Origin of the sequence: Enterobacter sp. 22466, from assembly GCF_052044775.1 — a bacterium.
GTDB classification, from domain to species: domain Bacteria; phylum Pseudomonadota; class Gammaproteobacteria; order Enterobacterales; family Enterobacteriaceae; genus Enterobacter; species Enterobacter dissolvens.
Map to the genome: position 1 here is coordinate 252,501 of NZ_JBQENX010000006.1, position 26,695 is coordinate 279,195.

Consider the following 26,695-nt stretch of genomic DNA (forward strand, 5'->3'; position numbering starts at 1 on the left):
TCGTACTTATCAAAGCGCCCGAAAATTATCGGATGAACAATAATAAATAAAACGATAGCAATGAATGTTAATAATACCCAGTGGTTGGGCACCAGCCAGAGAAACAAAGAGGCGCAAGCAAAAATATAAACAGGGAATAAAACATCTGTAAAAAGAATGGATAGCAGACTCTTAAACATGCTACCTATCCTTTAAGTCGTTATAGATCGCATCAAAATCCTTGTAGAATCCCGTTTGCACTTTCTTAATGATTTCAGCCAGGAATGGTTCAAAAAAGTAGTAAAGCATCTCCAGTTGTGCGGCATAGAGGGTGGCGTAATACTTAGGATCCAACATTTTCAGACGACGGGCAGCAAGAGCGCACTTCTGGTCCGTACCCATCAGCTGCAGAGCCATAACAACATTAGGTACACGGCGCGCAAGCCGTTCGACGACGATTTCTGAAAGCAAGCCGGATTCCGATAGGGATTTAGCCAGCGCCCATGCTATCGCTAAACGCGCTGCCTTGCTTGCCGGGATGTTTTTAACAAGGCTGGTTACTTTTGAATCCGTCTTGCGAACGCGATTTTTTTCATTCCCATTTTCAGAATCGGTCATAATGCTTTCAAAATAAAGATAGAGCATGTGTGCTATTACATTGCGATAACGGTAAATAGACACAATTGAGAGGTACATCCTTTTTTCTTCTGAGAGTAACTCTTCACACACATCGTGATAGCTGGGGATTAAGCATGATGAATACCAACTAACACGCTCCATTCCTGAGTAGATATCAGAACCGATCCCCTTTAATGCTTTCCATGTCCCAGCAACGCCTTGTTGTCCATAAATAGCTAACTGCCTGTCGCTCTGGAACTTCATCTTCAAGTAATCAGATGCTTGCATAAACTATCCATACTGTTTTTATGGTTATGTGAATATACGTTGAAAAACCTGGTAATTCAAATCTGTGGGTTTTATTTAAATACATATTCATCTTAAAAATAAACAGACTTAGTTTTATTTAAATAATCTATATTTAAGGATTATTAAATGAAACATTAATATGTACCTTATTTCTGCCGGGTACGTTGCCAATAAGTCAACTGGCATCCCGTTCTGTACAGAAAGCAGAAAACAAAAAACCCCGCCGGAGCGAGGTTTTTATCAGGGTTTTGCGGTTGGTCGCCGCAGAACACACTGTGTTACGTCAACGCACGAAGTATACGCGATCGAAGACGAACGCGCAATTCCGGCACGGATTTTGACGTTTTTGAGTATGGAACGGGTTTCGAATTTTGTCCACAAAATACTGTTCATGCATACAGTATTTATCTATAATGAGGATGTTCGCAGTGAGCGAGGGGGCCGCAGTTCTACCGGCGCAACGAAGTCCTGGCTGAAACGGGTGGTGCCGTCAGTGCCTTAACCCCTGAAGTGAGCACACTGTGTTACGTCAATCCAGGTGCTGGCAACAGGCGGCGGAAAGGTACGCCAGCATCGTGCTCCTTTTTACCAAAAGGAGACGCGTATGAGCGTCGTGGATATGGTGATTCTTATCCTCAAACTCATTGTTGCTGTACTGCAACTGCTTGATGCTGTCCTGAAATACCTTCGGTGATTCAGGTTCAAGTCGCACCTGAGAGGGGCGGGCAACCGCCCCTCTTTAATAACGAGGGAATGCTATGTCGCGTTTGTTAATTGAACCCATTACGCCAGAAGAGCCCGGGTACATCGCGCTGAAAGCCGAGAGCATCGCGGCGAATTTCAATATGCTGCGCAGGCTGGAAGAGAACTGGCTGCGCGGTGAAAACCGCTTTAACGCGCCGGGTGAAAAGCTGCTGGGTGCCTTTTTAAACGGCAAGCTGGTGGGCGTCTGCGGCCTTAACCGCGATCCCTTCAGCCAGCAACCGCGTGCCGGACGCATTCGCCATCTTTATGTCAGCGAGAAGTGCCGCGGTCTGGGGATTGGTAAACAGCTGTTAACGGTGGTGATGGCCGATGCCAGCATCTGGTTTGATTTCCTCAATACCCATGCACCGGATACGGCCTGCGGGTTCTACCGTCGTGCGGGCTTCAGACTGGTGTCAGATGAACCACGGGTCACTCACCGTCTTTTTTGCGCGGTGTAGCTGGCTGGCGGCATGAGGTCGTGAATGTTACAGTTGAATGACAATTCACCGCCAGAGACGCCATGACCATCACCGTTTTCTGTATTTTGCTGTTTGCCGCGCTGCTGCACGCCAGCTGGAACGCCATCGTCAAAGCCGGAACGGATAAGCTCTACTCGGCGATCAGCGTTAGCGGCTCCGCCACACTCATTGCTCTGGTTTTACTGCCTTTTTCCCCGCAACCGTCGCCAGCCAGCTGGCCCTTTTTAGTGGTCTCCTGCGCGCTGCAGGTGGTGTATACGGTACTGGTGGCGAAGACGTATCAGGTCTCAGACATGAGCCAGACCTATCCGCTGATGCGCGGGACAGCCCCACTGCTGGTGGCGCTGATCAGCGTGCTGGTGCTCGGGGATAGCCTCTCCTGGCTCGCCTGGGCGGGCATCGGGGTGATCTGCCTGTCGATCCTCGCGATGGCGATGAATGGCCGGCTGCAGTCACGGAAGGGGATCTGGCTGGCACTGCTGAACGCCTGCTTTATCGCCGGCTATACACTGGTGGACGGAACGGGCGTACGTTTATCGGATACCGCTCTGGGCTATACGCTGTGGACCTTCTTTATGAACGGCTTCTGCCTGCTGTGCTGGGCAATGGTAGCGCGACGCCGCGAAGCCTCCAGCTACCTGCGTTTGCACTGGAAAAAGGGATTGCTCGGCGGGGTTGGCACCATGGGCTCGTATGGCCTGGCCTTATGGGCAATGACGCAGGCGCCGCTGGCGGTTGTCGCTGCGCTGCGAGAAACGTCGATTCTCTTCGGCGCGTTGATCGCATTTGTGCTTTTAAAAGAAAAGGTTGCCGGACTGCGTATCGCAGCCGCGCTGGGTATTGCGGGCGGGGCGATCCTGCTGCGCCTGGCGTGATTCACTGGCAACATTTGTTGCCAATCTTGTTTACAAAACCTGCCTTACCCCCCTTCTGCATTCATCATGACAATGCTTAATTTGTCATCTCATTGTGGTAGATTCCTCGCGCATTTATGGGAATGCGTAGTCACTTATTCTTCATTTTTCTCTTTTGGCAAAAGTATTCAGCGACATGAAAAAACAAAGGAACGTTAACTTATTGTTGATGCTGGTGTTACTGGTGGCCGTCGGTCAGATGGCGCAAACCATCTACATCCCGGCGATTGCCGACATGGCAAAGGAACTCAACGTCCGTGAGGGCGCGGTACAAAGCGTGATGGCCGCCTACCTGCTCACCTATGGCGTTTCGCAGTTATTCTACGGGCCGCTGTCCGATCGCATTGGCCGCCGTCCGGTCATTCTGACAGGCATGTGTATTTTCATGGTCGCGACGGTGATCGCCATTACCACGCATAGCCTGACCGTACTGATTGCCGCCAGCGCGCTGCAGGGGGTTGGCACCGGCGTTGGCGGGGTGATGGCGCGTACCTTACCGCGTGATATGTACCAGGGCACGCAGCTGCGTCACGCCAATAGCCTGCTGAATATGGGTATTCTGGTCAGCCCGCTGCTGGCACCGCTGATTGGCGGCCTGCTGGATACGATGTGGTCCTGGCGCGCCTGCTATGCCTTCCTGCTGGTGCTGTGCGTGATTGTCACCTTCAGCATGGCGCGCTGGATGCCGGAAACCCGCCCGCAGGACGCACCGCGCACGAAGCTTATCGCCAGTTACAGAACGCTGTTCGGCAATGGAGCCTTTACCTGTTACCTGCTGATGCTGATCGGCGGTCTGGCGGGCATCGCGGTATTTGAAGCCTGCTCCGGCGTGCTGCTGGGTGCAGGGCTTGGCCTGAGCAGTATGGTGGTGAGCATTCTGTTTATTCTGCCGATCCCGGCGGCGTTCTTTGGCGCATGGTTCGCCGGACGTCAGAACAAACGTTTCTCGACGCTGATGTGGCAGTCCGTAATCAGCTGCCTGCTGGCTGGCCTGATGATGTGGATCCCGGGTCTGTTTGGCGTGATGACTGTCTGGACGCTGCTGATCCCGGCGGCACTGTTCTTCTTCGGTGCGGGGATGCTGTTCCCGCTTGCCACCAGCGGCGCCATGGAGCCGTTCCCGTTCCTCGCGGGTACGGCGGGTGCGCTGGTGGGCGGTTTACAGAATATTGGCTCCGGCGCGCTGGCCTGGCTCTCCGCCATGATGCCGCAAACCGGGCAGGCTAGTTTGGGTTTGCTGATGACGCTGATGGGGCTGCTGATTTTACTGTGCTGGCTGCCGCTGGCGTCGCGTGTTCCGCATCACGAGCAGCCTGTTTAACCGCATGATGGCCCGGCTTCTCGCCGGGCTTTTCACATACCGGGGCAATCATCGCCTCCAGCAGCGGCTCTGGCGCTGGCCGCCAGGCCCCCTCTTCTCCGTCATAAAACTGGAAATCGGCGTTAATCGCATAGGGAATGTTCGCCTTTTGCAGCTCGCAGGCCATAAAGGTCGCGAAAGCCATTTGCGACGCGGTGGGTGTAACGCGGTTTGACTCCCCCACGCCCCAGCCCCCGACCCAGCTGACGTGTCCGGTTTTTTGCTGCCAGTGCAGCGCCGTCGTAATGCGATTGTGAATCGCCGCTTTCTCCGCCGCCGTACCGGAGGTCCACGGGTATTTGCCGTTATTTTTCAGCGGCCCCCACGGGAAGATATGCCACTCCGCCAGCAGGAAGTTTTGGCTGTGCGCAGGCAGCTTCAGGCTGGTGAGATCTTCGGGTGCCGCACGCAGGCGGGGGGCGATGAAGATCATCCGGTCCGCATCAATGCTGTGAATGACCTTGATAGTTTTCTCATACACCCGGTTGAGCGAGGCCGCGTTGTGGTTGAGCTTGTCTGCCGGCTCATAGATCAGGTCAAAGCCCAGCAGCGGCGAACGCTTGCCAAAATAGTGCGCCACGGCAATCCACCAGTCGGTGACCTCTTTTTCGTTATCCGCTTTCGGATCGTTTTTATAGTTGTCCGCCTGATACGCGATAATCGGGATCACGCCGTACTGCTCGCAGGCTTCCACCAGCTTACGCAGATGGATCAGCCGCGCTTCGGTCGGCTCATCGGCCACGCGAATACGCACGTGGCTGATACCTTTCGCGCGAAAATCGCGGACCACCAGCGGGTCGAATTCGCGTATGCCGCGCTCGGTGCGCGCCCAGTCCACGTCCATACCCACGCCCAGCTTTTGTGCATAAAGCGCAGCCGTCAGCGGCGGCTCGGCGGCTATCGCCCAGCCGGAAGAGAGAAGCAACGCGGTCGCAATAAGAGGCTTTAACACGTTTTACCCTGGATAAATCAAAAGGATTACCTGTATTTAGCACGCTTTCTCGCATTTGGTGTAGCGTCAAAGCGTAATAATTCTTCAGCCTGCCAGTTCTCTTAGCCAGCCAATAAAGGCGTCAATTTTCGGCCACTGACGGCCGGGAAGCGTTGAGATGTAATAGTGCTGATGGCATTTGAGGGTCTTGTTGCCAAACGGGGCGATAAGCTCGCCCCGCTCAAGGCGCTTTTGCACCAACCGCTTTCTCCCCATCGCCACGCCCACATGATTCATGGCTGCAACTATCGCTAAATCGGAACGATCGAAGCCAATACCCGATGATGACGGCATATTCATCGCAAAATGCTGCGCCCAGCTGAGCCACTCATCCGTACCGGAATCATTGCTCCAGGCCTGACGGTCGTGCAGTAACGTGCAGTGGCTGAGGTTATCGGGATTTTTCAACAGCGCATGCTCGCGGGCATACGCGGGCGAGCAGACGGGCAAAATCTCCTCGTCCATCAAGAAGTGATGAGAAAGGTAGTTTGGCGGCGTATCGTCGAAATAGATGGCCAGATCGATGCCGGTTCGCTGCATATTGACGTACTCATTGCCGGTGAGAATGGTGAGAGATATCGACGGATAACGGCGGGTAAAATCCCCCAGCATGGGGACAAGCCAGCACTGGGCGATTGACGGCCGGGAATACACCGTCAGCGTACCGGACAGCGCCTGGTTTTTAATATCCAGGATCTCCTGATTCAGGGTGTCGAGGGATGATTTTAGGGTCCAGTAAACGCGCTTTCCCTCCTGCGTCAGTTCAACTTTACGGTGCGAGCGGACAAACAGCTGAATGCCCAACTCCTCTTCCAGCAGGTTGATGCGGTGGCTCACCGCGCTGGGGCTGAGCGACAGTTCCGCCGCCGCCAGCGCGAAGGATTCATGCCGGGCAGCCACTTCAAAAGTGTACATTTTTGACAGTTGCCAGCCATTTAGCAGCCGGTTTCTGACTTCATTCGCATCGGTCATCACAATTCTCACACGTTATTTCTGCGCTCAGCATACCGCCCAGGCATGAATTTATGTGAACCAACAGCGAAATAAGTGCGCTTTTTTGAGTTCAGTCACTCAGTTGATCCAATCTGGCTCATCTGAACGGCAATTTTTATCGTTTGTCAGCTCATGCCGTTTTTTCGTCCAATACCCACAGATGACATAAGGGTGAGGTGAGATATGGGATCGCCGGTCTGGGTTGTGGTAACGCTGCTTGTCAGCATTGTGTTGATTGTTTTAACCATCGTAAAACTGAAGTTTCACCCGTTCCTCGCACTGCTGCTGGCGAGCTTTTTCGTCGGCGCGATGATGGGGATGAGCCCGCTGGATATGGTGAACGCCATGGAAAGCGGGATTGGCGGTACGCTGGGCTTCCTGGCAGCAGTCATCGGCCTGGGTACCATTCTGGGTAAGATGATGGAAGTCTCCGGTGCGGCGGAGCGCATCGGGATCACGCTACAGCGCTGCCGCTGGCTGTCAGCGGACGTCATTATGGTGCTGGTGGGTCTTATCTGCGGTATTACGCTGTTCGTGGAAGTGGGCGTGGTACTGCTGATCCCGCTGGCGTTTTCCATCGCCAAAAAGACGAATACGTCGCTGCTTAAGCTTGCCATTCCGCTCTGTACCGCACTGATGGCGGTGCACTGCGTGGTACCGCCGCATCCGGCTGCGCTGTTTGTCACCAACAAATTAGGTGCGGACGTCGGGACGGTGATTGTCTACGGTCTGCTGGTGGGTCTGGTGGCATCTCTGGTCGGTGGCCCGCTGTTCCTGAAACTGCTCGGCAACCGTCTGCCATATAAACCGGTTCCGGCAGAATTTTCCGACCTGAAGGTGCGGGAGGAGCAAACCCTGCCGTCGCTGGGTGCAACGCTGTTTACGGTGCTGCTGCCGATTGTTCTGATGCTGGTGAAGACCCTCGCTGAGCTCAATATGGCGAAGGATGGCACGCTGTATACCCTGCTGGAGTTTATCGGCAACCCGATCACCGCAATGTTTATCGCTGTATTTGTCGCCTACTACCTGCTGGGGATCCGCCAGCATATGGGCATGGGCGCAATGCTGACCCATACGGAGCACGGCTTTGGCTCTATCGCGAACATATTGTTGATTATTGGTGCCGGTGGCGCGTTCAACGCTATTCTCAAAACCAGCGGGCTGGCAGATTCGCTGGCACATATTCTCTCGAACCTGCACATGCATCCGATCCTGCTCGCCTGGCTGGTGGCGCTGGTGCTGCATGCCGCTGTAGGCTCCGCTACGGTCGCGATGATGGGTGCGACGGCGATAGTGGCGCCGATGCTGCCGCTCTACCCGAACGTAAGCCCGGAGATCATCACGATTGCCATCGGTTCCGGCGCTATTGGCTGCACGATCGTGACCGATTCGCTCTTCTGGCTGGTAAAGCAATACTGCGGCGCGACCCTTAATGAGACCTTCAAATACTATACGACGGCGACGTTTATCGCCTCGGTGCTTGCACTTGGCGGCACATTCCTGCTTTCTTTCATTATCTGAGCACGACGAGACGTATTATGGAAAACGCAACTATCACTGCTTTAACCGCACAGTTTCCTCTGGTTGAGGATCTGATTGCCCTGAAAGAGACCACCTGGCTTAACCCGCGCACCACCTCGCTTGCCGAAGGGTTGCCTTACGTCGGGCTGACCAAAGCCGACGTGGATGACGCGCGTGCGCGCCTCAACCGCTTCGCGCCGTATCTGGCGAAAGCCTTCCCGGAAACCGCGGCAACGGGCGGGATTATCGAGTCTGAGCTGGTTGCTATTCCGGCAATGAAAAAACGGCTGGAGAAGGAATCTGGCAAGGCCATTCCCGGCACGCTGCTGTTGAAAAAAGACAGCCATCTGCCCATCTCCGGCTCGATTAAAGCGCGCGGCGGCATCTATGAGGTACTGACCCACGCAGAAAAGCTGGCGCTGGAAGCGGGATTGCTGAGCACTGAAGATGACTACAGCATCCTGCTGGAACCGCGCTTTAAAGACTTCTTTAGCCAGTACAGTATTGCGGTGGGTTCAACCGGCAACCTCGGGATGTCCATCGGCATCATGAGCGCACGCATTGGCTTTACGGTGACGGTGCATATGTCCGCCGACGCCCGCGAGTGGAAGAAAGCCAAACTGCGCAGCCATGGCGTCACCGTTGTGGAATATGAGCAGGATTACGGCGTGGCGGTGGAACAAGGACGAAAAGCAGCGGAAAGCGACCCGAACTGCTTCTTTATCGACGACGAAAACTCCCGCACCCTGTTCCTGGGCTATGCAGTTGCTGGTGAGCGCCTGAAGGCGCAGTTTGCCGAACAGGGCCGCGTGGTGGATGCAGAGCATCCGCTGTATGTCTACCTGCCGTGCGGCGTCGGCGGTGGTCCTGGCGGCGTGGCATTTGGTCTGAAGCTGGCGTTTGGCGACAACGTCCACTGCTTCTTTGCCGAGCCAACGCACTCCCCGTGCATGCTGCTGGGGGTTTATACCGGCCTGCACGATGAGATTGCCGTGCAGGAGTTGGGTATCGACAACGTGACGGCGGCGGACGGGCTGGCGGTAGGACGCGCGTCAGGCTTTGTGGGCCGTGCGATGGAACGTCTGCTCGACGGGTTCTATACCCTGTCCGATCAAAGCATGTACGACATGCTCGGCTGGCTGGCGCAGGAGGAAGGGATCCGTCTGGAGCCATCGGCGCTGGCGGGCATGGCCGGGCCGCTGCGTGTTCAGGCTGATGCCAACGTCACCCATCTGGTGTGGGCGACCGGCGGCGGCATGGTGCCGGAAGACGAGATGGCGAAGTATTTAGCAAAAGGCCGTTAACCGTAGGCCCGGTAAGGCGCAGCCGCCACCGGGCTTATAAGCTCACAATTTGCTGAATGTGTGTAATTGCAAAGAGTAAAGACAGAGACAGTACAGCCAACGCAATCAGGAACTTATCCCGCACCGCCTTCGGCTGCACAAAATCGTCCTGCGCCACGTCCATCACGTTACGGCTGCGGGTATAGCGCCATAAAATGATGGCCACCATCGCCAGCACAACCAGTGAGATCCAGAAGGGCACTCCCGTGCGGTGCCAGTTGTGCTTAATCGCCAGGGCAATCAGCGCGCCATACCCCAGCAGCGTACGCAGCCACGCCAGCGACGTCCGCTCCGGCTGCAGGCCGGGGTCCGCTTCGCGTCGCGCTTTGCGGCTATCCGCCATAGAACACCAGTACCATCACCACGCCCGCCACCGTCAGCAAAATCGCACTGATAATCAGCAACCCGCGCGTATAGGGCAGATCCTGCTTCAGGCGCATCGCCTTTTCGTTACGCAGCCAGCGCAGATAGCCGTAAATCGCCAGTACGCCCGCAAACAGGCACAGCAGCAGCGCCAGCACTTCACGAATCAACGGCGTGGCGAAATCAGGCGCGAGCTGATCAAGACCGACGCCGGCGGCCAGAAAGCCCAGCGCGGTACGGATCCACGCCAGAAATGTACGTTCATTGGCCAGCGAGAAGCGGTAGTCCGGGGCTTCACCGAGGCGGGAAATTTTCATGAAGGCTCCTTGTCATGCTGCAGGCAGGCTTCAGCATAGCGTAAATCGGCCAGGACAAGGAGACCGGCATCAGGCGATGCCGGTCAGGAGGGTTAATGCAGCTCTGGCCAGTAATCCTTATTGGCCTCGATCAGATCATCCAGAATGGCTTTGGCAACAGACGCGCTTGGTACGGTTTTCGACAGGGTGATCGCCTGCCAGAGTTTCTGGTACGAGCGTTGCTCCCAGGCATCCACCACCAGTTTTTCCACCGCCACCTGCTGGCTCATCAGCCCTTTCTGGAAGTGAGGGATATCGCCCACGGTGAGCGGCTCCGGCCCGTTATGGCCCACCAGACACGGAATTTCCACCATCGCGTCGGCATCAAAGTTATGAATGGCCCCGTTGTTTGGCACAATCAGCAGCATCCGCTCCTGGGTATTAAAGGCAATCGCCGTCGCCAGATCGACGATGTACGACGCATGTTCGTCAATCTCCAGCTCACCGGCAGAAGATTTTCCGGCTTCAATAATCGCCCGGCACGAACTGAACACGTGCTTCTCACGGTGATCCATGACTTCATTGGCACGGGTCCGTTCAGGATTTGAGTGCGCGACCACATAGTCCGGGAACAGGTAATACTTCAGATAGGTGTTTGGCATGGTGTCCGGATCCAGCGCCTGCACGTCTTTGGCTTTGGCGAAGGTATCGTTCCAGCTCGCTTCGGTATGAGCATTGTCAGAAGGCGGTACATAGCCGTGTTTCGCCACATATTCGCGCAGTTTCGGCATCAGATCGTTACCGTTCAGATCTTCAATCGATGTCCACCAGCCGAAGTGGTTCAGACCGTAGTAGCGCACGCGCATCTCCTTGCGGTCTTTCAGGCCGACAATCTGCGCCATGCGCCCTTCTATGCCGATCGGCATATCGCAGATGTTAAGAATCCTGGCATTCGGGCGCAGGCGACGGGTCGCTTCCGCCACAATCGCCGCCGGGTTGGAGTAGTTCAGCATCCACGCATTCGGTGAGTACTGCTCCATGTAATCCACCAGTTCCAGCACGCCGCCGATGGAGCGCATGCCGTAAGAGATCCCACCCGGGCCGCAGGTTTCCTGCCCCAGCACGCCGTGATGCAGCGGGATTTTTTCATCTTTTTCACGCATAGGGTATTTGCCCACACGAATGTGCGCCATCACGAAATCCACATCGGTAAACGCCGCTTTTGGATCGGTGGTGTAGCTAAACTCAATCTCCGGTGCCTGTTCCTTAAGGATAATTTTGCACGCCTCGGCGATAGTCTCCTGACGTGCGCCGTCGTTGTCATAGAACTTCAGGGCTCGCAGCGGGAAACGGTCACGGTTGGCTAACAGCATCAGGACGATACCAGGCGTAAAGGTGCTGCCGCCGCCTGCAATGACAACTGAGAATTTTTTCATGATATAGCCTCTGTCAGGGTGGTTTGTTCATTCGTTAAAGGGGTTTTCATCAGCGATTCCAGCTGGTCGCGCACCTGGGGAACGTGCAGGCCAACGATCACCTGTATGCCGTTGCCGCGTCGCACCACGCCATGTGCACCCAGGGCTTTGAAGACCTCATCGCTTTGGGTTTGCGCCATGTCGACCAGCGCGATACGCAAGCGGGTGGCGCAGTTGTTGATGCTTTCGATGTTGGCCGCGCCGCCCAGCGCCTGCAGGAATCCGGCGGCTTGCCCAACCTGCTGGCTGGCGGCAGCCGGGGCGGTGGTTTGTCCGCGCGCCGCCTTATAGTCCGCCTTGCTGTAGAGTTTGATTTCACTCTCTTCACGGCCCGGCGTTTTGAGGTTCAGACGCTCAATCAGCGTTTTGAAGACCACGAAGTAAAGGCCGGTGAAGCAGACGCCGATGCCAATCTGGGTGAATACCGTTGAAGCGTGGTTATGGAACATGGGGATCCAGTTTTGCGGCAGGAACTGGTCCAGCAGGCCACCGCCCATGTTGCCCACCACGCCAAAGGTGTACATCACCGTCGCCATGGTGGCCGCCAGCACGGCGTGAATGGCAAACAGCAGCGGCGAGATAAACAGGAAAGTAAACTCCAGTGGCTCGGTAATGCCCACCAGCACAGCGGTAAGCGTGGCCGGGATCAGCAGGCCCGCGACCTTGACGCGATTTTCCGCTGATGCGGTGTACCAGATCGCCAGCGCAATCCCGACCGAGCCAAACACTTTTGAATTGCCGTGCAGCGCGAAACCGCCTTCCGGGAACAGGGTTTTCAGCGGCAGCGTGCTCTGGCTGAACGCCTGAAGATGCTGCGCCCAGTAGACCTGAATCCCGCCCTCAACAGCGGCCGGGCCAAAGATAAACGGACCGTAGACGAAGTGGTGCAGCCCGGTTGGGATCAGAATGCGTTCCAGGAAGGTATATACCCATACCCCAAGCGCACCGGCGGAGCGTAAGAACGCCTGCAGGGACTCAATGCCCATCTGCACTTTCGGCCAGCCCAGCAGCGTGAGCCAGGCGCAGGGGATCATGACAAAAAACGCGATTATCACCACAAACGAGGTGCCCTGGAAAATGCCCAGGAAAACCGGCAGCGGTTTCTCGAAAAAACGGTTATGGATCGCAGTGACAATACCTGAAATCGCAATCGCCCCAATAATGCTGGTATCAAGGGTTTTGATCCCGGCAATCATCGCCAGCCCGCTTCCCGCCGTCGGTTCGCCGGAAAAGTCGACGCCAAAGAAGTGGCCCCAGGTCATCCCCATCGCGTTGATGAAGTAGTTCCAGGTCAGGAAGCTTATCAGCACCGCCAGACAGGCGCGGCCCTGCGCCTGTTTCGCCAGACCAATCGGTAAGCCAACGGCAAAAATCAGCGGCATATTGCGGAACACCGCCCAGCCGCCCTCTTCAATGATGTGCACGATCTGCGCGAACAGATTATCAGGAGCCGTTAAGGCTTCGCCCACGAAAAGCGGGTTGCGAAGCATGATGGCGATTCCCACCACGATCCCGGCAAAGGGAAACAGCAATACCGGGGTAAACATGGCACCACCAAAACGTTGTATTTGACTGAGCATTTTTAAATCCTCACGTAACAACCTGTAGGGGAGAGAGGCCTTTATGGTTTTGTGCTGGCCTGAGGTGAGCATAAGAACTTACTGATGCGCGAACATGGCGTGCCGCTGCGATTCGTGATCGCATTCATGGTTTTATTTTGACCAATCAGGTCTACTTTTCGCTGTAAATATGGACATGTCAGGATGCAATCCACGCCCTGATAAGGGCAGAGAGGTCTACTGGTGATCTACAAATCCATTGCCGATCGATTACGGCTACGGCTGAATTCATCGGACTACAACATCGGCAGCCCCATTCCGGGTGAGAAAGCGCTGGCGCAGGAGTTTGGCGTGGCGCGCATGACCATTCGCAAGGCACTGGATCTGCTGGTGAGCTGGGGGCTGGTGGAGCGGCGGCACGGCAGTGGGACGTTTGTGGCACGCAAAGATGTGCACCATGAAACCACCAACCTGACCGGGCTGGTGGAGGTACTGCGTCAGCAAGGCAAAGAGGTGCAGAGCAAGGTGCTGCAGTTTGAAGTGATGCCCGCCCCGCCCGCCATCGCCAGCCAGCTGCGGATCCAGGTGGATGAGCGGATCTACTTTTCCCGCCGCGTGCGCTACGTGGACGGAAAACCGCTGATGCTGGAGGACAGCTTTATGCCCGTGAAGCTGTTTCGCAACCTCTCGCTGGCGCATCTGGAAGGGTCAAAGTTTGATTACATCGAGAAGGAGTGCGGAATTACAATCAGCGGCAACTACGAGAGCCTGACGCCGGTGCTGGCCGATAAACAACTCGCTGGTTACATGAACCTGCCGGAACAGACGCCGCTGCTGCGCATTACCTCTCTCTCCTACAGCGACAGCGGCGAGTTCCTCAATTATTCCGTGATGTTTCGTAATACCAGTGATTACCAGGTGGACTACCATCTGCGGCGCATCCATCCGGACGACCTGCTAGCTCATTCCCCAGAACAGCACCGCCAGTAGCTGCGGAGTGATGATGCGCAGGAACATGACCAGCGGATAGACCGTGGCGTACGACAGCGCCGCCGCGCCGCTGGTGGCATGCAGGTTATTGGCAAAGGCCAGCGCCGGGGGATCCGTCATCGACCCCGCCAGCATGCCGCAGAGCGTCAGATAGTTCATTTTAGCGAACATTCGCGCCAGTATGCCGACCGTCAGCAGCGGGATCGCGGTGATGAAGATGCCATAGCCGACCCAGCTCATCCCTTCCCCTCTGACCAGGGTATCGACAAAATCGCCACCGGATTTTAGACCTACAACCGCCAGAAACAGCACAATCCCCAGCTCGCGCAGCGCCAGGTTGGCGCTCGGTGGCATAAACCAGTAGAGCTTACCAACACAGCCGATTCGACCGAGGATCAGCGCCATAATCAGCGGCCCGCCCGCCAGGCCCAGCTTGAGGGCCACCGGGAACCCCGGCACATAGACCGGGATGGAGCCAAGCAGCACGCCCAGCCCGATACCGATAAACACCGGCAGCATCTGTACCTGCTGCAGTTTTTGCTGGGCGTTACCGACCATATCCGCCACGGCGTCAATGGATGACGGACGCCCGACCAGGTTGAGAATATCGCCGAACTGCAGGCTGGCCTCCGGGCTGGCGACCAGCTCGACACCCGCGCGGTTAAGTCGGGAGATGACCACGTCATAACGCTCTTTAACCTGTAGATCGCGTATTTTCTTGCCCAGAACGTGCTCGTTAGTTACCACCACACGCTCCACGCGCATATCGGTGCCGCGGGTGGAGAGCGAAGTATCCACTTCCTGACCAATCACCAGTCGCGCGTTGTTTAAATCCCCGGGCTGGCCGACCAGGTGCAGCAGATCGCCTTGCTGAATAATGGTGCCAGGCGCGGGCACCATCAGCATCTCGTCACGTTTAAGGCGCGAGCAGATGATATTGGCGCTGTTCAGGATCGGCACGTCCTGAATCGCCATGTTGTTCAGATTGGGGTTATCAACGCGGATGTTGATGGTTTTGATCGGCATATGGCCGTTGGTGAGCGTGGTTTCGTGGTCCTTCGCCTCTTTGTCGACGTTAATGCGAAAGAGCACCCGCACCAGCCACATGGAGAGCAGTATGCCGCAAATCCCGAACGGATAAGCCATGGCGTAGCTCATCCCCATCTGGTCGACAATGCCGGGTTCGATACCTAAATCGCGCAGGATTTGCTGGCCCGCACCCAGCGCGGGCGTGTTAGTCACGGCCCCGGAGAAAATGCCCAGCACCACGGGCAGCGGAATTGCGAAGAGTTTATGCAGGATAGCGGTGACCAGCCCGCCCATTACGACGATGCCGAGGGCAAACAGATTGAGGCGTAATCCGGAAACCCGCAGGGAGGCGAAAAAGCCCGGCCCGACCTGAATGCCGATGGTATAGACGAAGAGGATCAGGCCGAATTCCTGCGTAAAGTGGAGCATATCGGCGCTGAGAACCAACCCGAGTTTGTCAGCAAAGTGCCCGACAAAAATGCCGCCAAACAGCACCCCACCGATCCCAAACCCGACGCCACGGATTTTGATGTTGCCAATCCATAGTCCAACAACAGCGACCAGGGCCAACACGCTGACGGTTAACGCGATATCACTCATGATCCACTTCCTTGCATAACCTTAGTTATGTTAAGGATTCTCTCAGAGGTGAAGGGCGTTGTATGGGTGATGGCGCACAAAAAAGCCCTGCCGGGGCAGGGCTTTAACTTTTCACCCTCTTCCTGTGGGAGAGGGCCGGGGTGAGGGCACCAGCCCGCACAGCATTAACTGTTCAGCGCCGGCCGCGCGCTAATGGCGATACGTTGTGGCGCGATGGTTTCCGGCACGTTACGGACCAGGTCAATATGCAGCAACCCGTTGGTAAAGGTCGCGCCGGAGACTTCCATATGATCTGCCAGGGTAAAGCTCAGGCTAAACGGCTGGGTCACCAGACCCTGATGCAGCCATTTGGTCTCGGTTTCTTGTTTTTCCGGCGACCCTTTCACGGTCAGACGCGTGCCTTCGAGCTGGATATCCAGGTCATCCTGGCGGAACCCGGCCAGCGCCAGCGTGATGCGATAGTGGTTATCATCGCTTTTTTCGATGTTGTACGGCGGAAACGTCTGATGCTCAGTGGTGCTTTGCAGGGCGTTAGCCAGTTTGTCAAAACCAATCCACTGACGCAGCAGGGGGGATAAATCGTAGTTACGCATACTAAATCTCCTTCTGAGAAGCGAGTTCGGCACAGTTTATTTTTGTGCGCAGTTGTTCCTGCAAATCCTTGTGGATTCGCATATGCTCCCGGTTCGGCAAGCAATTCTGAGTGGGCCGCTAATGCGACCCGCGTAATTAATTAATTTCGATACGGCGCGGTTTTTTCTCTTCCGGAATCACACGTTCCAGCTCGATAAACAGCAGACCGTTGACCAGGTTCGCGCCTTTAACGTGAATGTTCTCAGCTAACTGGAACTTGCGCTCAAAGTTACGCTCGGCGATGCCCTGGTAAAGGTAGGTACGTTCTTTCTGCTCGGCCGTATGTGAACCTTTCACCACCAGCAGGTTGTCCTGCGCGGTGATCTCCAGTTCGCTCTCTGCAAAACCGGCGACGGCAATGGCGATGCGGTAGTGGTTTTCATCAACCAGCTCAACATTGTATGGAGGGTAGCCGTTGCTCTGGCTTTGGTTATTTTCTAAATGGTTAAACAGGCGGTCAAAACCAATTGCAGAACGGTATAGCGGGGAAAGATCGAAGTTACGCATAAATAAAAGCTCCTGAAATCAGCGAGAAATTTTTGCCTTCCACCATGGACAGGCTATTGCGCCCCCGAACACCCATCAGGCGTGTTCGTTATCGGGTCACATTCTTAAAATGGGTCTGGAACCGGTGTTTTCAACCGCGACGATCGCACTTTTTTTTGCACTTTTGTGCTTCTCGCTTAGACTGGGACAACAGCACAAAGGGTTAAATTGCGATGGCTGCCACAGTGCGGGGTTATCGGGCTATTCATTTTGAACAAGGCTCGCTATAACCCAGAGTTGCAGGTCTATGCAGTGCCATTAACGATGACTGAGTGATGATGAAAAATGTTCTGATTAAGCTGACGATGTTCAGCGGGGTGGTTTTACTTTGCGGGTGTTCGAGCGTGATGTCTCACACCGGCGGTAAAGAAGGAACATATCCGGGGACGCGCGCCAGCGCGGCGATGATCTCCGATGATGACACGAACTGGGGCACCAAATCCCTGGTGATCCTCGATATGCCGTTTACAGCAGTGGCGGATACCCTGTTGCTGCCCTGGGATATGTTCCGCACGGACAGCTCCGTACGCTCGCGCGTTGAGAAAAGCGAGCAGCAAAATCTGGCCACCAACGCCGTTATCCCGCCCGCCGAGATGCCGCGACGCTAATCCTGTGCGGTTTCCGTTAGCCACAGCTGGCGGAAACCCTCTGTCTCTTCCATCCATGCAATAGCACGCCCGTCCGGGGAAAAGACGACCGCATCAGCAGACGGCGGATTGCCGTGATCGGACGTCAAAAACGTGACCTCTCCGGTCTGCGCATCGCAGCAGGCGATACGATTTTCCAGCACAAATCCCAGACTGTCGCCCGAAGGATGCCAGTTGAATGCCGACTGGATACCGCTTTCGGTATACGTTAACTGGCGCGGCTCGCCCCCCTCAGGGGAGATCAGCCACACCTGGACAATGCCGTTATCATCGCGCATCAGAAAAGCAATCTGCGTACCCTGCGGGTTGCTGCGCACCCAGTGGCGCGGCACGTTCACCAGCCCCGGATACGCCTTCTGATGGGTAAAGGTTAAACGGCGCTGCAGCACGCCAGCAGGCGGTGCAGGCATCGTCTCCGGCGTGCCCTGCAGCGGCGCATCGCCTGCCTGTTTCCAGCCCTGCGCGTCTTTGGGCAGATTGACAATAAACAGTTCAGGCACTTTTTCGCCTTTCACAGACAGGGTATCGCCAATAAACGCCAGCCTGCCGTTGCCCACCCAACCCTCTTCATAGGCGCGATTGATCTCATCGCTGCCCGGCTGCGGGGTCGGCGTCGTGCGGCTTACCAGCACGCTCCAGAAGGTGCCCGGATATTCATGGGGATGGTTGCCCTGCGGGATGACCGGGCCAAAAGGTGCGGCGACGCCAACGTTACGTAAATCGCGCTTTGGATCGCGTTCATGCAACACATGGTCGTTATAGGTAAAGCTGACGAACTGCCCGTTCGGGCTAAAGACGTGGACATGGCTGCCGCCACGGAGTGCGCCTGCGGTATAGGGCGCGGTGATATCCATGGCATCGAGGTTGCTCGCCTGGCCGTTATGGACAATCACGCCCTGACGATGATGAAAATCGTATTGCCAGTCTGCATCCGGGTTTTTCGGGCCGTGGATAAAGACGTATTTGTCTTGTGCAGGATGAACGGTCACCACGCCAACATGCGCGCCGTGCGTGGCACGATAAATCACCTCAACCTCGCCCGTACTGACGTTTACCCGCTCGATGGTTTCGCCGGTGAACGATGCCCCGGACGGGCGCACATCATAGACCAGCCACTGGCTGTCCGGTGTCCAGGTATTGATATTGGTGAGCTGATGGTTGCGGGAAGCGAAGGTGATTTGTTTCATGGGATACCCTGATGCGCAGTTATCGCATCAGGGTAAAACATCCGAAGGGATTAGCCTACTCGTTTCACGTCGCCGACCAGCAGGATGTAGGAGAGTGCGCCAATCAACGCCACGGCGGAGATGTAGACCAGGGCCGGGCCAAAGCCGTAGTCCTGCGCCAGGTAGCCGATGACCAGCGGCACAGTGATCCCGCCGAGTCCACCGACGAAGTTAAACACACCACCGGTGAGGCCAATCAGACGCATCGGCGCCAGAGATGACACCAGCGACCAGGTGATGGAGGCAAAACCGTTGCCGAAGAACGCAAGCGCCATCAGGGTCATAATCCACACCGGATCGTTGGTATAGTTGGCACCCATGATGCAGGTAGAGATCAGCAGCCCGCAGATAATCGGCGTTTTACGCGCAACACCTAACGAGAGACCTTTTTTTACCAGCTTATCCGCCAGCCAGCCCGAGAGCAGCACGCCAAAGAACGCGGCAAGGAACGGTACGGTGGTCATAAAGCCCGCCTTCAGCGCGGTGATGCCCTTTTCCTGCGTCAGGTAGTTCGGGAACCAGGTGAGGAAGAACCACAGCGTTGAGGTGACCGCAAATTGCCCCAGATAAACGCCCACCAGCTTACGATGGAAAACCAGTTTCCAGTCCGCTTTGCTCAGCGGCTGACGCGCCTCTTTTTTCACCGGCGCATCACCGTCCACCAGGCCGCCACCATCGCGAATATAGTCCAGCTCCGCTTTGCTGATGCTCCTGGTCAGCCGCGGCGGCTGATAGACCTTAATCCAGATAAACGACCAGATAATGCCAATCCCGCCGGTGACGATGAACACCCAGTGCCAGCTTAGCAGCTCCTGGATCCAGATCAGCAGCGGGGTCAGGAACGCCAGGCCGACAAACTGTCCGGAGGTATAAAAGCCAACGGCGGAGGCGCGCTCATGCTCCGGGAACCAGCTGGTGACCATACGGTTGTTGGTGGGGAACGCGGGTGCCTCGAAAACGCCGGTGATAGCACGCAGGCCAATCAACGACATCAGCCCGGTGGCGAAGCCCTGAAACAGGGTTGCCACGGACCAGCCTAAAATGGCGATGAAGTAGGTCAGACGCGATCCCACGCGGTCGAGGAACCAGCCGCCGGGGATCTGGCAGAGCGTATAAAGCCAGGCAAACGCCGAGAAGACATAGCCCATTTCCGCTTTGGTGATCCCAAACTCTTCCTGAATATGGGCCGATGCCACGGCTAGGTTGGCGCGGTCAACATAGCAAATGACCACGGTAATAAAGATCATGATTAGCGTCAGGTAGCGGCGACGCCCGGTCTTTGTAGCAGTAACTGGAATATCCATCGCAATCTGTCTCCAGATTTTGGGCATAGCGAAGCCGCTCACCATGCCCTGTAATTTACAGAGGGTGTATTTGGTTTTTTTAATTAAAAACGTAAACAGAATGCGCTAAATAATTCGTGCTGGGGGAAGGCGGCAAGTTTTCGCATCCCCGGGAGCATACAATAGTATGTGACCGGGGTAAGAAAACGCAGCCAACGCATCACCAGCGCGAAGTATGACGCGCATTTACCATTCCGCTACGCTGCCATCTTCATGACGCCACAGCGGGTTACGCCAGTCCGGCGCATTTTTACTGAGCTCAATGACTTTGGCTTCGTCAATGTCCACGCCAAGGCCCGGCTTCATTAATGGTTTGAAGAAACCGCCATCCATGCTGAAGTCTTCTTTGTTTTTCACAAAGTCGAGCAGTTCCGCGCCCTTGTTATAGTGAATGCCCATGCTCTGCTCCTGGAACACGGCGTTGCGGGAGACAAAATCCACGTGCAGGCAGGCCGCAAGTGCAACAGGTCCCAGCGGACAGTGCGGTGCCAGCGCCACATCATAGGCTTCCGCCATCCCGGCAATTTTGTAGCATTCAGTGATGCCGCCCGCATGGGAGAGATCCGGTTGCAGGATCGCAATACCGCCTGCTTCCAGCACGCGTTTAAACTCGAAGCGCGAGAACATGCGTTCACCCGCGGCGATAGGAATATGGGTCTGTTCAGCCAGTTTCGGATAGTATTCCGCCTGCTCGGCCAGCACGGGCTCTTCAATAAACAGCGGACGATAGGGCTCCAGCTCTTTAATCAGCACTTTGGCCATTGGCGCACTGACGCGTCCGTGGAAATCCAGACCAAACTCTATCTCATTACCGAAAGCTTCACGGATTTGCGCCACGGTATTCACCGCCCGGTCCACCGCGCGCGAGTTGTCGATCACGCCCATCTCTTCACAGCCGTTGAGCTTAAAAGTATCGAAGCCGATATTGCGCAGCTGCGTAATGCCGTCGATCACTTCCGCAGGACGGTCGCCACCCACCCAGCTGTAGGCTTTGATTTTGTCGCGTACCAGGCCGCCCATCAGTTGCCAGACCGGGGCATTCAGCACTTTGCCTTTGATATCCCACAGCGCCTGGTCAATACCGGCGATGGCGCTCATCAGGATTGGACCTCCGCGATAAAAACCCGCCCGGTACATCACCTGCCACAGGTCGTTAATGCGTGCCGGATCCTGACCAATCAGGTATTCACCCAGCTCATGGACTGCGGCTTCCACGGTACGCGCCCGTCCTTCTATCACCGGTTCACCCCAGCCAACCACGCCTTCATCGGTTTCGATTTTCAGGAACATCCAGCGCGGGGGTAAACGGTACGTGGTGAGTTTGGTTATTTTCATTGCACTGCCTCTCGATACGCTTTCACAAATGCTGCCGCCTGCTGCGCAGTACGCTCAACGGACTGTCCGGCGCGATAGAGATCGCTGCCCAGCCCCGCACCCACACAACCTGCGTTAATCCACTGCGCCAGGTTTTCTGGCGTCACGCCGCCCACGGCAAAGACCGGCACCCTGGCAGGCAATACTGCTTTCAGTGCTTTGATATAGTCAGGACCAAAGGCTGAAGACGGGAAAATTTTGAGTGACTGCGCACCCGCATCGAGGGCGGTAAAGGCTTCAGTAGCCGTCGCACATCCCGGACAAACGGTCATCCCATGGCTCACCGCGCGGCGGATCACCTCGGGGTTGATGTTGGGGGTGACGATGAGTTTGCAGCCCATCTTCGCCAGCCTTTCCACCTGCTCCGGCTGTAACACGGTTCCTGCGCCGATCAGCGCTTTATCACCAAAGGCATCCACCACTGTCGGAATACTTTTTTCCCACTCAGGAGAGTTGAGCGGGATTTCCACCGCGTCGAATCCGGCGTCAATAACGGCACCGACGTGCGCCAGCGCCTCGTCGGGGGTAATGCCGCGCAAGATTGCGATAAGGGGAAGACTAGTTTGCCACTGCATGAGCGATGCTCCTTATTCCTGCCTGAAATGCCGTGTCGCCGGATACCGTTGATACTTCACGGCCAATCGCGCGAAACGCCTGCTCGTAGCGCGACGTCAGCGCTGCACCAGCGACAATCGTGACAGCCTGCTCGCGCCCGACGAATTCACGCATGCTGGCGACCTCTGCGCCAATCAGCAGGCCAGAGAGAAACTCGCTGACCTGCTCGCGCGGGAGATTTCCCAGCACGTGCGAGGCGCGAACCTCAAAAAGTTGCGGCAAAACATCAGGAGAAGCGATCCCACGCGCCAGACCGGCAGAAAACGCCGCTGCCGAGGGCGCTTGCTCTGGCAGACCCGCCCCTACCAGCGAATGAGCGAGCAGCAAATGATGCAATTCGCCGGTCATCACGGTGCGAAAATCGTGGATTTGCTCAGCATCTGCCTGGACCCACTTGCAATGCGTTCCGGGCATGACGTAGACAGAAGAAGGAGAAAGCGTGCGCGCACCGAGCAGCTGTGTCTCTTCGCCGCGCATCACATTATGGTTATCGTCACGCGAGACGCACAAACCAGGAATAATCCAGATATTGTCGCCAACCGACGTTAACTGCTCGCCAATCGCGGAGAAATGAGCAGGAACAGGCAGGTAAGGCGCGATTTTCCACCCCACGTTGCTGCCCACCATTCCCGCCATCACGATGGGCGTGGCGCTGTCGCGCCAGTTTTGCGTCACCTCTGCTAACACCGCTTCAGGGGATTTACCGTTCAGGCGCGTAACGCCTGCTGCTGATTGCCTGCTCTCCAGGCACTGTTCGCCCTGACAGAGCCAGGCGCGCAGGTTGGTCGATCCCCAGTCAATTGCGATGTAGCGTGATGTCATGTGATTTCCTTCAGCCTTCGTGTCGAGCTGGCAATCATGGTGAGCGCCGCCTGCTCTGCCGCATCGCCGTCCTGATGCCGTATCGCATCGAACAGCGCTTTATGTTCCTGGAGCGTTTTCGGCATATTGGCCTCATCGCCCATCCAGGTACGTTCAAATACCGCTCGCTGAAGCGAGCTGATCGCCACGCTAAGCTGCTGTAACACCGGATTATGCACCGACTGCAGAACTGCCTCGTGATAGCGAATATCCGCCTCGTTGAACGCCTCCCGGTTCTGGTTATTGGCGATCATGTCGTTCAGCGCCGACTCAATCTGCGCCAGGTCCCCTGACGTTGCCCGTTCTGCTGCCCAGCGGGCGATGGCCGGTTCTACCAGGTTTCGTACCTCGCTCATGGCGCCAATCAGCCGCGGGTCGTAATCGTTTTCCAGTACCCACTGCAGAACATCGGTATCGAGGTAGTTCCACTGGTTGCGCGGCGCAACAAACGCGCCGCGATAACGTTTCATTTCAATCAGCCGCTTCGCCATCAGCGAGCGGAACACTTCCCGGATGATGTTGCGGGAGGTTTCAAACTCCTCACACAGTTCCGCCTCTGCTGGCAGTGGCGAGCCGGGAACATATTTGCCACCCACAATCTGTGTACCCAGCGTGATGACAATGCGATCGGTTTTATTGAGTGTCATGGAGAGTCCTTGTGCTCTGTAAGTCCATCACTACTTTACCGCGACCGCTGAATTTCGCCTCACTTTTGCAGTACAAACGTGAGGCCTTTCGCCTTTACCGTGATGACAATGTAGTACAATCACTTAATGTTGTACTACAATCCAGATCACAAAAAGAACAATTCGATAAATTCAGGGCCAAAAAAAGCCCCGGTTGATAACCGAGGCTGATGATCTGAAATGCCGGTTACTGCAGCACAAATTTCTCGATCGCGTGGGCAACGCCGTCTTCCAGGTTGGATTTGGTGACGAAATTCGCCACTTCTTTCACGGAGGGGATCGCGTTTTCCATCGCCACACCCATACCTGCATATTCAATCATTGCGATGTCGTTTTCCTGATCGCCCAGGGCCATGATCTCTTCAGGCTTAATGCCCAGCGCGTCGGCAAGCGACTTCACGCCGGTGCCCTTATTGACGCGTTTATCGAGGATTTCGAGGAAGTACGGTGCGCTTTTCAGCACGGTGTATTTCTCTTTGACCTCCGCCGGGATGCGCGCAATGGCTTTATCGAGGATCTCGGGCTCATCGATCATCATCACTTTCAGGAACTGGGTGGCCGGATCCATTTTTTCCGCTTCACAGAACACCAGCGGAATGGTGGCCACATACGATTCGTGCACGGTGTAGTAACTGATGTCGCGGTTAGCGGTGTAGAGCGTAGTGCGATCGAGCGCGTGGAAGTGGGACCCGACTTCACGGGACAGTTTTTCCAGGAACAGATAGTCATCATAGTTCAGCGCAGTTTGCGCAACCGTGCAGCCGTCCGCCGCTTTCTGCACCAGCGCGCCGTTATAGGTGATGCAGTAATCACCCGGCTGATTCATGTGTAGCTCTTTGAGGTAGCTGTGCACGCCCGCATACGGACGCCCGGTGGTCAGTACCACATTCACGCCCTTTGCGCGCGCCGCGGCGATCGCGTTTTTAACGGCTGGAGAGATAGTGTGGTCTGGCAGCAGCAGCGTGCCGTCCATATCGATTGCAATGAGTTTGATAGCCATGAGGTCCCCGGGATAAATGAGTGCTACCTCATGCTAACGCGATTAAGCACACAAAAATAGAGCTACATTGCGCAACAGAAATACCCCTTTTCCGCAATCCCGGGGAACGTTGACTCACTCGCGGGTGAGGACGATTTTACCAAACGCGCCGCGATCGAGGTGTTCCAGCGCCTGTTCAAGCTGGTCAAAACGGTAGCGCTGCTCAATGACCGGTTTCAGCCCTGTCACCTCCACGGCGCGGACAAAATCTTCCAGCGCGCGGCGATGCCCGACGCCAATTCCCTGAATAACCGGGGATTTCAGTAGCAGCTCACCTGCTGACAGCGAAATGTCGGTCCCGGCCAGCACGCCAATAACCGAGATGCGTCCATGAACGGCGACGGCACGCAGGGAGTGCTTCAGGTTTTCTCCACCCACGGTTTCAATAATATGGTCGATGCCACGATCCTGAGTCAGCGTTAAAAGCGCTTCAGCCCAGTCGCCTTTCAGCCGGTTGATACCCCGATCGGCCCCCAGTTTTTTGGCCCGCGCCAGCTTTTCATCACTCCCCGAGGTCACGTAAACCTCTGCACCGAATGCTTTTGCAATTTGCAGTGCGAAAATCGCCACCCCGCCGGTGCCTTGTACCAGCACCGATTGTCCGGCGCGCAAGTTCCCGCGCTCCACCAGCGCAAACCAGGCGGTTAGCCCTGCACACGGTAATGTGCTGGCCTCAACGTCATCCAGGGTTTCCGGAGCGGCCACCAGCCCGTTTTCATTCACGATCACGTACTCAGCCAGCATCCCCGGGAAGTACCCTCCGCTCGTTTTATAAGGCAAATCGCGGGCATCCGCCTGCGGCTTGCCGTCCATCCACTCCGGGAAGAACGTCGAGATAACACGGGCACCGGGTTTGAAACGCGTCACGCCTTCACCAATGCTGTCCACCACGCCGGCCATATCAGACGCCGGTGTGAACGGGAAGGAGAGCGGGATCGGCATAATGCCTTCAATAACCATTTTATCGCGATAGTTGAGCGCAACGGCATTCACCCGCACGCGCACTTCGCCTGGACCTGGCGCAGGAATGGGCTCCTGGGTGAGTTTGAGATTCTCGCGCCCGAGAGCGTCCATTGACCAGCGTTGCATTGTCTCTGCCATCGTTTTTCTCCTGCCGTTAAATGAGCTTCAGTATCGACAGTCTACCGTTGACTACAGGTTGCCAGTGGCGATAACTTTTCCCACTATTGACGCCATGATGGAAACAATACATGACCAGTACGCTGAAGGATATTCCCGTTTTTGTGGCCGCCGTGGAGGCGGGCAGTTTTGCGCAGGCCGCGATCCGCCTGCATTTGTCACGCTCCGCGGTGGGAAAAAGCATTGCTCGCCTGGAAGAGCGGCTCGGAGTCCGTCTGTTTCACCGCACCACCCGCAGCCAAAGCCTGACCGATAACGGGGCGCTTTTTTATGAGCGCTGCCTGCGCGCACTGGAGGAGATTCGGGGCGCAGAAACCCTGCTGGAAACGGGGAAGCAGCAGGTCAGAGGCCGCCTGCGTGTGGCCATGCCGGTGCTGTTTGGTCGCCAGTGTGTCGCCCCACTGCTGATAGAACTGGCGCAGGAACATCCCGGTCTTGAGCTGGAAATGTCATTCAGCGACCGCGTGGTGGATCTCGTAGAGGAAGGGTTTGATATGGCGGTGCGCAACGGCACGCTGCAGGACAGTAGCGTTCTGGTGGCCAGAAGACTGGGAGAACATCGCATGGTGCTGTGCGCCGCACCAGATTATCTGCAGAAAAGCGGTCTGCCAGAAACCGTTGCGGATTTACCCCACCATACGGCCATTAACTATCTGCGCGCAGGCAGAGTGTTACCCTGGCAACTGATGGATAACGAAGGAACGTCGCACACCTTTACTCCCCGCTCATCCCTCAATATGGATGATTTGCAGGCGATTTGCGACGCAGCGCTGGCAGGCCACGGCATTGCATGGTTGCCCTGCTGGATGGCCAGCAGAGAAATTCATCAGGGAAAACTCATCCCGCTTTTAAAGCAGGCGCCGGATGTGCGCTTCGACGTTCATGCGGTCTGGCAACAGACGCCGCATCTGCCACTCAGAGTCAGAATTGCCGTCGATACGCTTGCCAGCCGACTACCATCAGTGCTGTCGCTGGAAATGCCTCCGCCCAAAAAAAAGCCGCGCTAAATGCGCGGCCTG

27 protein-coding genes and 1 other annotated feature are annotated in these 26,695 nt (G+C 56.1%); of the genes, 9 read left to right on the forward strand and 18 right to left on the reverse strand.

Features of this window, described 5'->3' with window-relative positions; all coding sequences use genetic code 11:
- Window positions 1–180: 180 nt before the first annotated feature.
- Window positions 181–885: a hypothetical protein gene (locus tag ACTJJI_RS17115; RefSeq protein WP_014830054.1), complete on the reverse strand. Its 705-nt coding sequence runs from the start codon at window positions 883–885 to the stop codon at window positions 181–183.
- Window positions 886–1,510: 625 nt separating this feature from the next.
- Between ACTJJI_RS17115 and tisB the strand changes: the two genes are divergently transcribed.
- The 4 genes from tisB to emrD all read left to right on the forward strand — a co-directional run bounded on the left by tisB (window position 1,511) and on the right by emrD (window position 4,367).
- Complete coding sequence (gene tisB / locus ACTJJI_RS17120) at window positions 1,511–1,600, forward strand: type I toxin-antitoxin system toxin TisB (protein ID WP_020684667.1); 90 nt, start codon at window positions 1,511–1,513, stop codon at window positions 1,598–1,600.
- A gap of 64 nt (window positions 1,601–1,664) precedes the next feature.
- A complete protein-coding gene (locus ACTJJI_RS17125) occupies window positions 1,665–2,111 on the forward strand; it encodes a GNAT family N-acetyltransferase (protein ID WP_020684668.1) in 447 nt (148 codons plus the stop codon).
- Window positions 2,112–2,173: 62 nt separating this feature from the next.
- Window positions 2,174–3,007 carry an EamA family transporter gene (locus tag ACTJJI_RS17130; RefSeq protein WP_014830052.1) on the forward strand — a complete coding sequence of 278 codons (834 nt, stop codon included), beginning with the start codon at window positions 2,174–2,176 and terminating at the stop codon, window positions 3,005–3,007.
- 175 nt (window positions 3,008–3,182) lie between these two features.
- Window positions 3,183–4,367, forward strand: coding sequence for a multidrug efflux MFS transporter EmrD (gene emrD, locus ACTJJI_RS17135; RefSeq protein ID WP_014830051.1), 1,185 nt, complete (start codon window positions 3,183–3,185; stop codon window positions 4,365–4,367).
- Here the strand turns inward: emrD and ACTJJI_RS17140 are convergent.
- Complete coding sequence (locus tag ACTJJI_RS17140) at window positions 4,270–5,358, reverse strand: cellulase family glycosylhydrolase (RefSeq protein ID WP_046888831.1); 1,089 nt, start codon at window positions 5,356–5,358, stop codon at window positions 4,270–4,272. The two genes, emrD and ACTJJI_RS17140, sit on opposite strands and share 98 nt — an antisense overlap.
- An 84-nt stretch (window positions 5,359–5,442) precedes the next feature.
- Complete coding sequence (gene dsdC / locus ACTJJI_RS17145; protein WP_038418253.1) at window positions 5,443–6,369, reverse strand: DNA-binding transcriptional regulator DsdC; 927 nt, start codon at window positions 6,367–6,369, stop codon at window positions 5,443–5,445.
- 204 nt (window positions 6,370–6,573) lie between these two features.
- Here dsdC and dsdX point away from each other — a divergent pair, with 204 nt between their 5' ends.
- Together dsdX and dsdA are read left to right on the forward strand one after the other, a co-directional pair.
- Window positions 6,574–7,911 carry a D-serine transporter DsdX gene (gene dsdX, locus ACTJJI_RS17150; RefSeq protein ID WP_440654950.1) on the forward strand — a complete coding sequence of 446 codons (1,338 nt, stop codon included), beginning with the start codon at window positions 6,574–6,576 and terminating at the stop codon, window positions 7,909–7,911.
- Between the two features lie 17 nt (window positions 7,912–7,928).
- The gene (gene dsdA, locus ACTJJI_RS17155) at window positions 7,929–9,215 is read left to right on the forward strand and encodes a D-serine ammonia-lyase (protein ID WP_047360533.1); all 1,287 of its coding nucleotides are present in this window, start codon (window positions 7,929–7,931) and stop codon (window positions 9,213–9,215) included.
- A 34-nt stretch (window positions 9,216–9,249) separates the two neighbouring features.
- Here dsdA and ACTJJI_RS17160 read toward each other — a convergent pair whose 3' ends face one another.
- The 4 genes from ACTJJI_RS17160 to ACTJJI_RS17175 all read right to left on the reverse strand — a co-directional run bounded on the left by ACTJJI_RS17160 (window position 9,250) and on the right by ACTJJI_RS17175 (window position 12,968).
- Window positions 9,250–9,597, reverse strand: coding sequence for a DUF202 domain-containing protein (locus tag ACTJJI_RS17160; protein WP_046888835.1), 348 nt, complete (start codon window positions 9,595–9,597; stop codon window positions 9,250–9,252).
- Window positions 9,587–9,934, reverse strand: coding sequence for a YidH family protein (locus tag ACTJJI_RS17165; RefSeq protein ID WP_014068263.1), 348 nt, complete (start codon window positions 9,932–9,934; stop codon window positions 9,587–9,589). Before ACTJJI_RS17165 ends, ACTJJI_RS17160 begins: the two co-directional genes overlap by 11 nt.
- Before the next feature lie 92 nt (window positions 9,935–10,026).
- A complete protein-coding gene (locus tag ACTJJI_RS17170; protein WP_319852366.1) occupies window positions 10,027–11,349 on the reverse strand; it encodes a 6-phospho-alpha-glucosidase in 1,323 nt (440 codons plus the stop codon).
- Window positions 11,346–12,968 (reverse strand): alpha-glucoside-specific PTS transporter subunit IIBC, encoded by a 1,623-nt coding sequence (locus tag ACTJJI_RS17175; RefSeq protein WP_440654953.1) that lies wholly within the window; start codon window positions 12,966–12,968, stop codon window positions 11,346–11,348. The genes ACTJJI_RS17170 and ACTJJI_RS17175 overlap by 4 nt, the downstream gene beginning before the upstream one ends.
- A gap of 222 nt (window positions 12,969–13,190) precedes the next feature.
- Between ACTJJI_RS17175 and ACTJJI_RS17180 the strand changes: the two genes are divergently transcribed.
- The gene (locus ACTJJI_RS17180) at window positions 13,191–13,937 is read left to right on the forward strand and encodes a GntR family transcriptional regulator (protein ID WP_014830042.1); all 747 of its coding nucleotides are present in this window, start codon (window positions 13,191–13,193) and stop codon (window positions 13,935–13,937) included.
- Here ACTJJI_RS17180 and ACTJJI_RS17185 read toward each other — a convergent pair.
- The 3 genes from ACTJJI_RS17185 to ibpA all read right to left on the reverse strand — a co-directional run bounded on the left by ACTJJI_RS17185 (window position 13,905) and on the right by ibpA (window position 16,706).
- Entirely contained in the window at window positions 13,905–15,566 is a 1,662-nt protein-coding gene (locus tag ACTJJI_RS17185) for a putative transporter (RefSeq protein WP_194516655.1), read from the reverse strand. The genes ACTJJI_RS17180 and ACTJJI_RS17185 overlap by 33 nt on opposite strands.
- 164 nt (window positions 15,567–15,730) lie before the next feature.
- Window positions 15,731–16,159, reverse strand: coding sequence for a small heat shock chaperone IbpB (gene ibpB / locus ACTJJI_RS17190; RefSeq protein ID WP_047360530.1), 429 nt, complete (start codon window positions 16,157–16,159; stop codon window positions 15,731–15,733).
- Window positions 16,160–16,295: 136 nt separating this feature from the next.
- On the reverse strand, window positions 16,296–16,706 hold the full coding sequence (ibpA, locus tag ACTJJI_RS17195) for a small heat shock chaperone IbpA (RefSeq protein ID WP_006177605.1): 411 nt from the start codon (window positions 16,704–16,706) through the stop codon (window positions 16,296–16,298).
- Window positions 16,700–16,772, reverse strand: a sequence feature (ROSE (Repression Of Heat Shock gene Expression) occurs in the 5'-region of heat shock genes and acts as an RNA thermometer to modulate expression.). (Overlaps the previous gene by 7 nt.)
- A 248-nt stretch (window positions 16,773–17,020) precedes the next feature.
- On the opposite strand from ibpA, the gene ACTJJI_RS17200 reads away from it, so the two are divergent.
- Window positions 17,021–17,353 carry a YceK/YidQ family lipoprotein gene (locus ACTJJI_RS17200; RefSeq protein ID WP_020685435.1) on the forward strand — a complete coding sequence of 111 codons (333 nt, stop codon included), beginning with the start codon at window positions 17,021–17,023 and terminating at the stop codon, window positions 17,351–17,353.
- Here ACTJJI_RS17200 and ACTJJI_RS17205 read toward each other — a convergent pair.
- The 8 genes from ACTJJI_RS17205 to ACTJJI_RS17240 all read right to left on the reverse strand — a co-directional run bounded on the left by ACTJJI_RS17205 (window position 17,350) and on the right by ACTJJI_RS17240 (window position 25,637).
- Window positions 17,350–18,579 (reverse strand): DUF3748 domain-containing protein, encoded by a 1,230-nt coding sequence (locus ACTJJI_RS17205; protein WP_046888842.1) that lies wholly within the window; start codon window positions 18,577–18,579, stop codon window positions 17,350–17,352. The two genes, ACTJJI_RS17200 and ACTJJI_RS17205, sit on opposite strands and share 4 nt — an antisense overlap.
- Window positions 18,580–18,629: 50 nt before the next feature.
- The gene (locus ACTJJI_RS17210; protein ID WP_176489214.1) at window positions 18,630–19,967 is read right to left on the reverse strand and encodes an MFS transporter; all 1,338 of its coding nucleotides are present in this window, start codon (window positions 19,965–19,967) and stop codon (window positions 18,630–18,632) included.
- A 180-nt stretch (window positions 19,968–20,147) separates the two neighbouring features.
- Entirely contained in the window at window positions 20,148–21,296 is a 1,149-nt protein-coding gene (dgoD, locus tag ACTJJI_RS17215; protein ID WP_014830036.1) for a galactonate dehydratase, read from the reverse strand.
- Complete coding sequence (locus ACTJJI_RS17220) at window positions 21,293–21,910, reverse strand: 2-dehydro-3-deoxy-6-phosphogalactonate aldolase (protein ID WP_014830035.1); 618 nt, start codon at window positions 21,908–21,910, stop codon at window positions 21,293–21,295. The genes dgoD and ACTJJI_RS17220 overlap by 4 nt, the downstream gene beginning before the upstream one ends.
- Entirely contained in the window at window positions 21,894–22,772 is an 879-nt protein-coding gene (locus tag ACTJJI_RS17225; RefSeq protein WP_047360527.1) for a 2-dehydro-3-deoxygalactonokinase, read from the reverse strand. Before ACTJJI_RS17225 ends, ACTJJI_RS17220 begins: the two co-directional genes overlap by 17 nt.
- Window positions 22,769–23,458, reverse strand: a complete 690-nt coding sequence (dgoR, locus tag ACTJJI_RS17230; RefSeq protein ID WP_003861109.1) for a D-galactonate utilization transcriptional regulator DgoR — start codon at window positions 23,456–23,458, stop codon at window positions 22,769–22,771. Before dgoR ends, ACTJJI_RS17225 begins: the two co-directional genes overlap by 4 nt.
- A gap of 226 nt (window positions 23,459–23,684) precedes the next feature.
- On the reverse strand, window positions 23,685–24,497 hold the full coding sequence (gene yidA, locus ACTJJI_RS17235) for a sugar-phosphatase (RefSeq protein WP_047360526.1): 813 nt from the start codon (window positions 24,495–24,497) through the stop codon (window positions 23,685–23,687).
- Window positions 24,498–24,611: 114 nt separating this feature from the next.
- Complete coding sequence (locus ACTJJI_RS17240; protein WP_014830032.1) at window positions 24,612–25,637, reverse strand: zinc-dependent alcohol dehydrogenase family protein; 1,026 nt, start codon at window positions 25,635–25,637, stop codon at window positions 24,612–24,614.
- Window positions 25,638–25,747: 110 nt separating this feature from the next.
- Here ACTJJI_RS17240 and ACTJJI_RS17245 point away from each other — a divergent pair, with 110 nt between their 5' ends.
- Window positions 25,748–26,683: a LysR family transcriptional regulator gene (locus tag ACTJJI_RS17245; RefSeq protein WP_050861182.1), complete on the forward strand. Its 936-nt coding sequence runs from the start codon at window positions 25,748–25,750 to the stop codon at window positions 26,681–26,683.
- The last annotated feature ends 12 nt before the right edge of the window (window positions 26,684–26,695 follow it).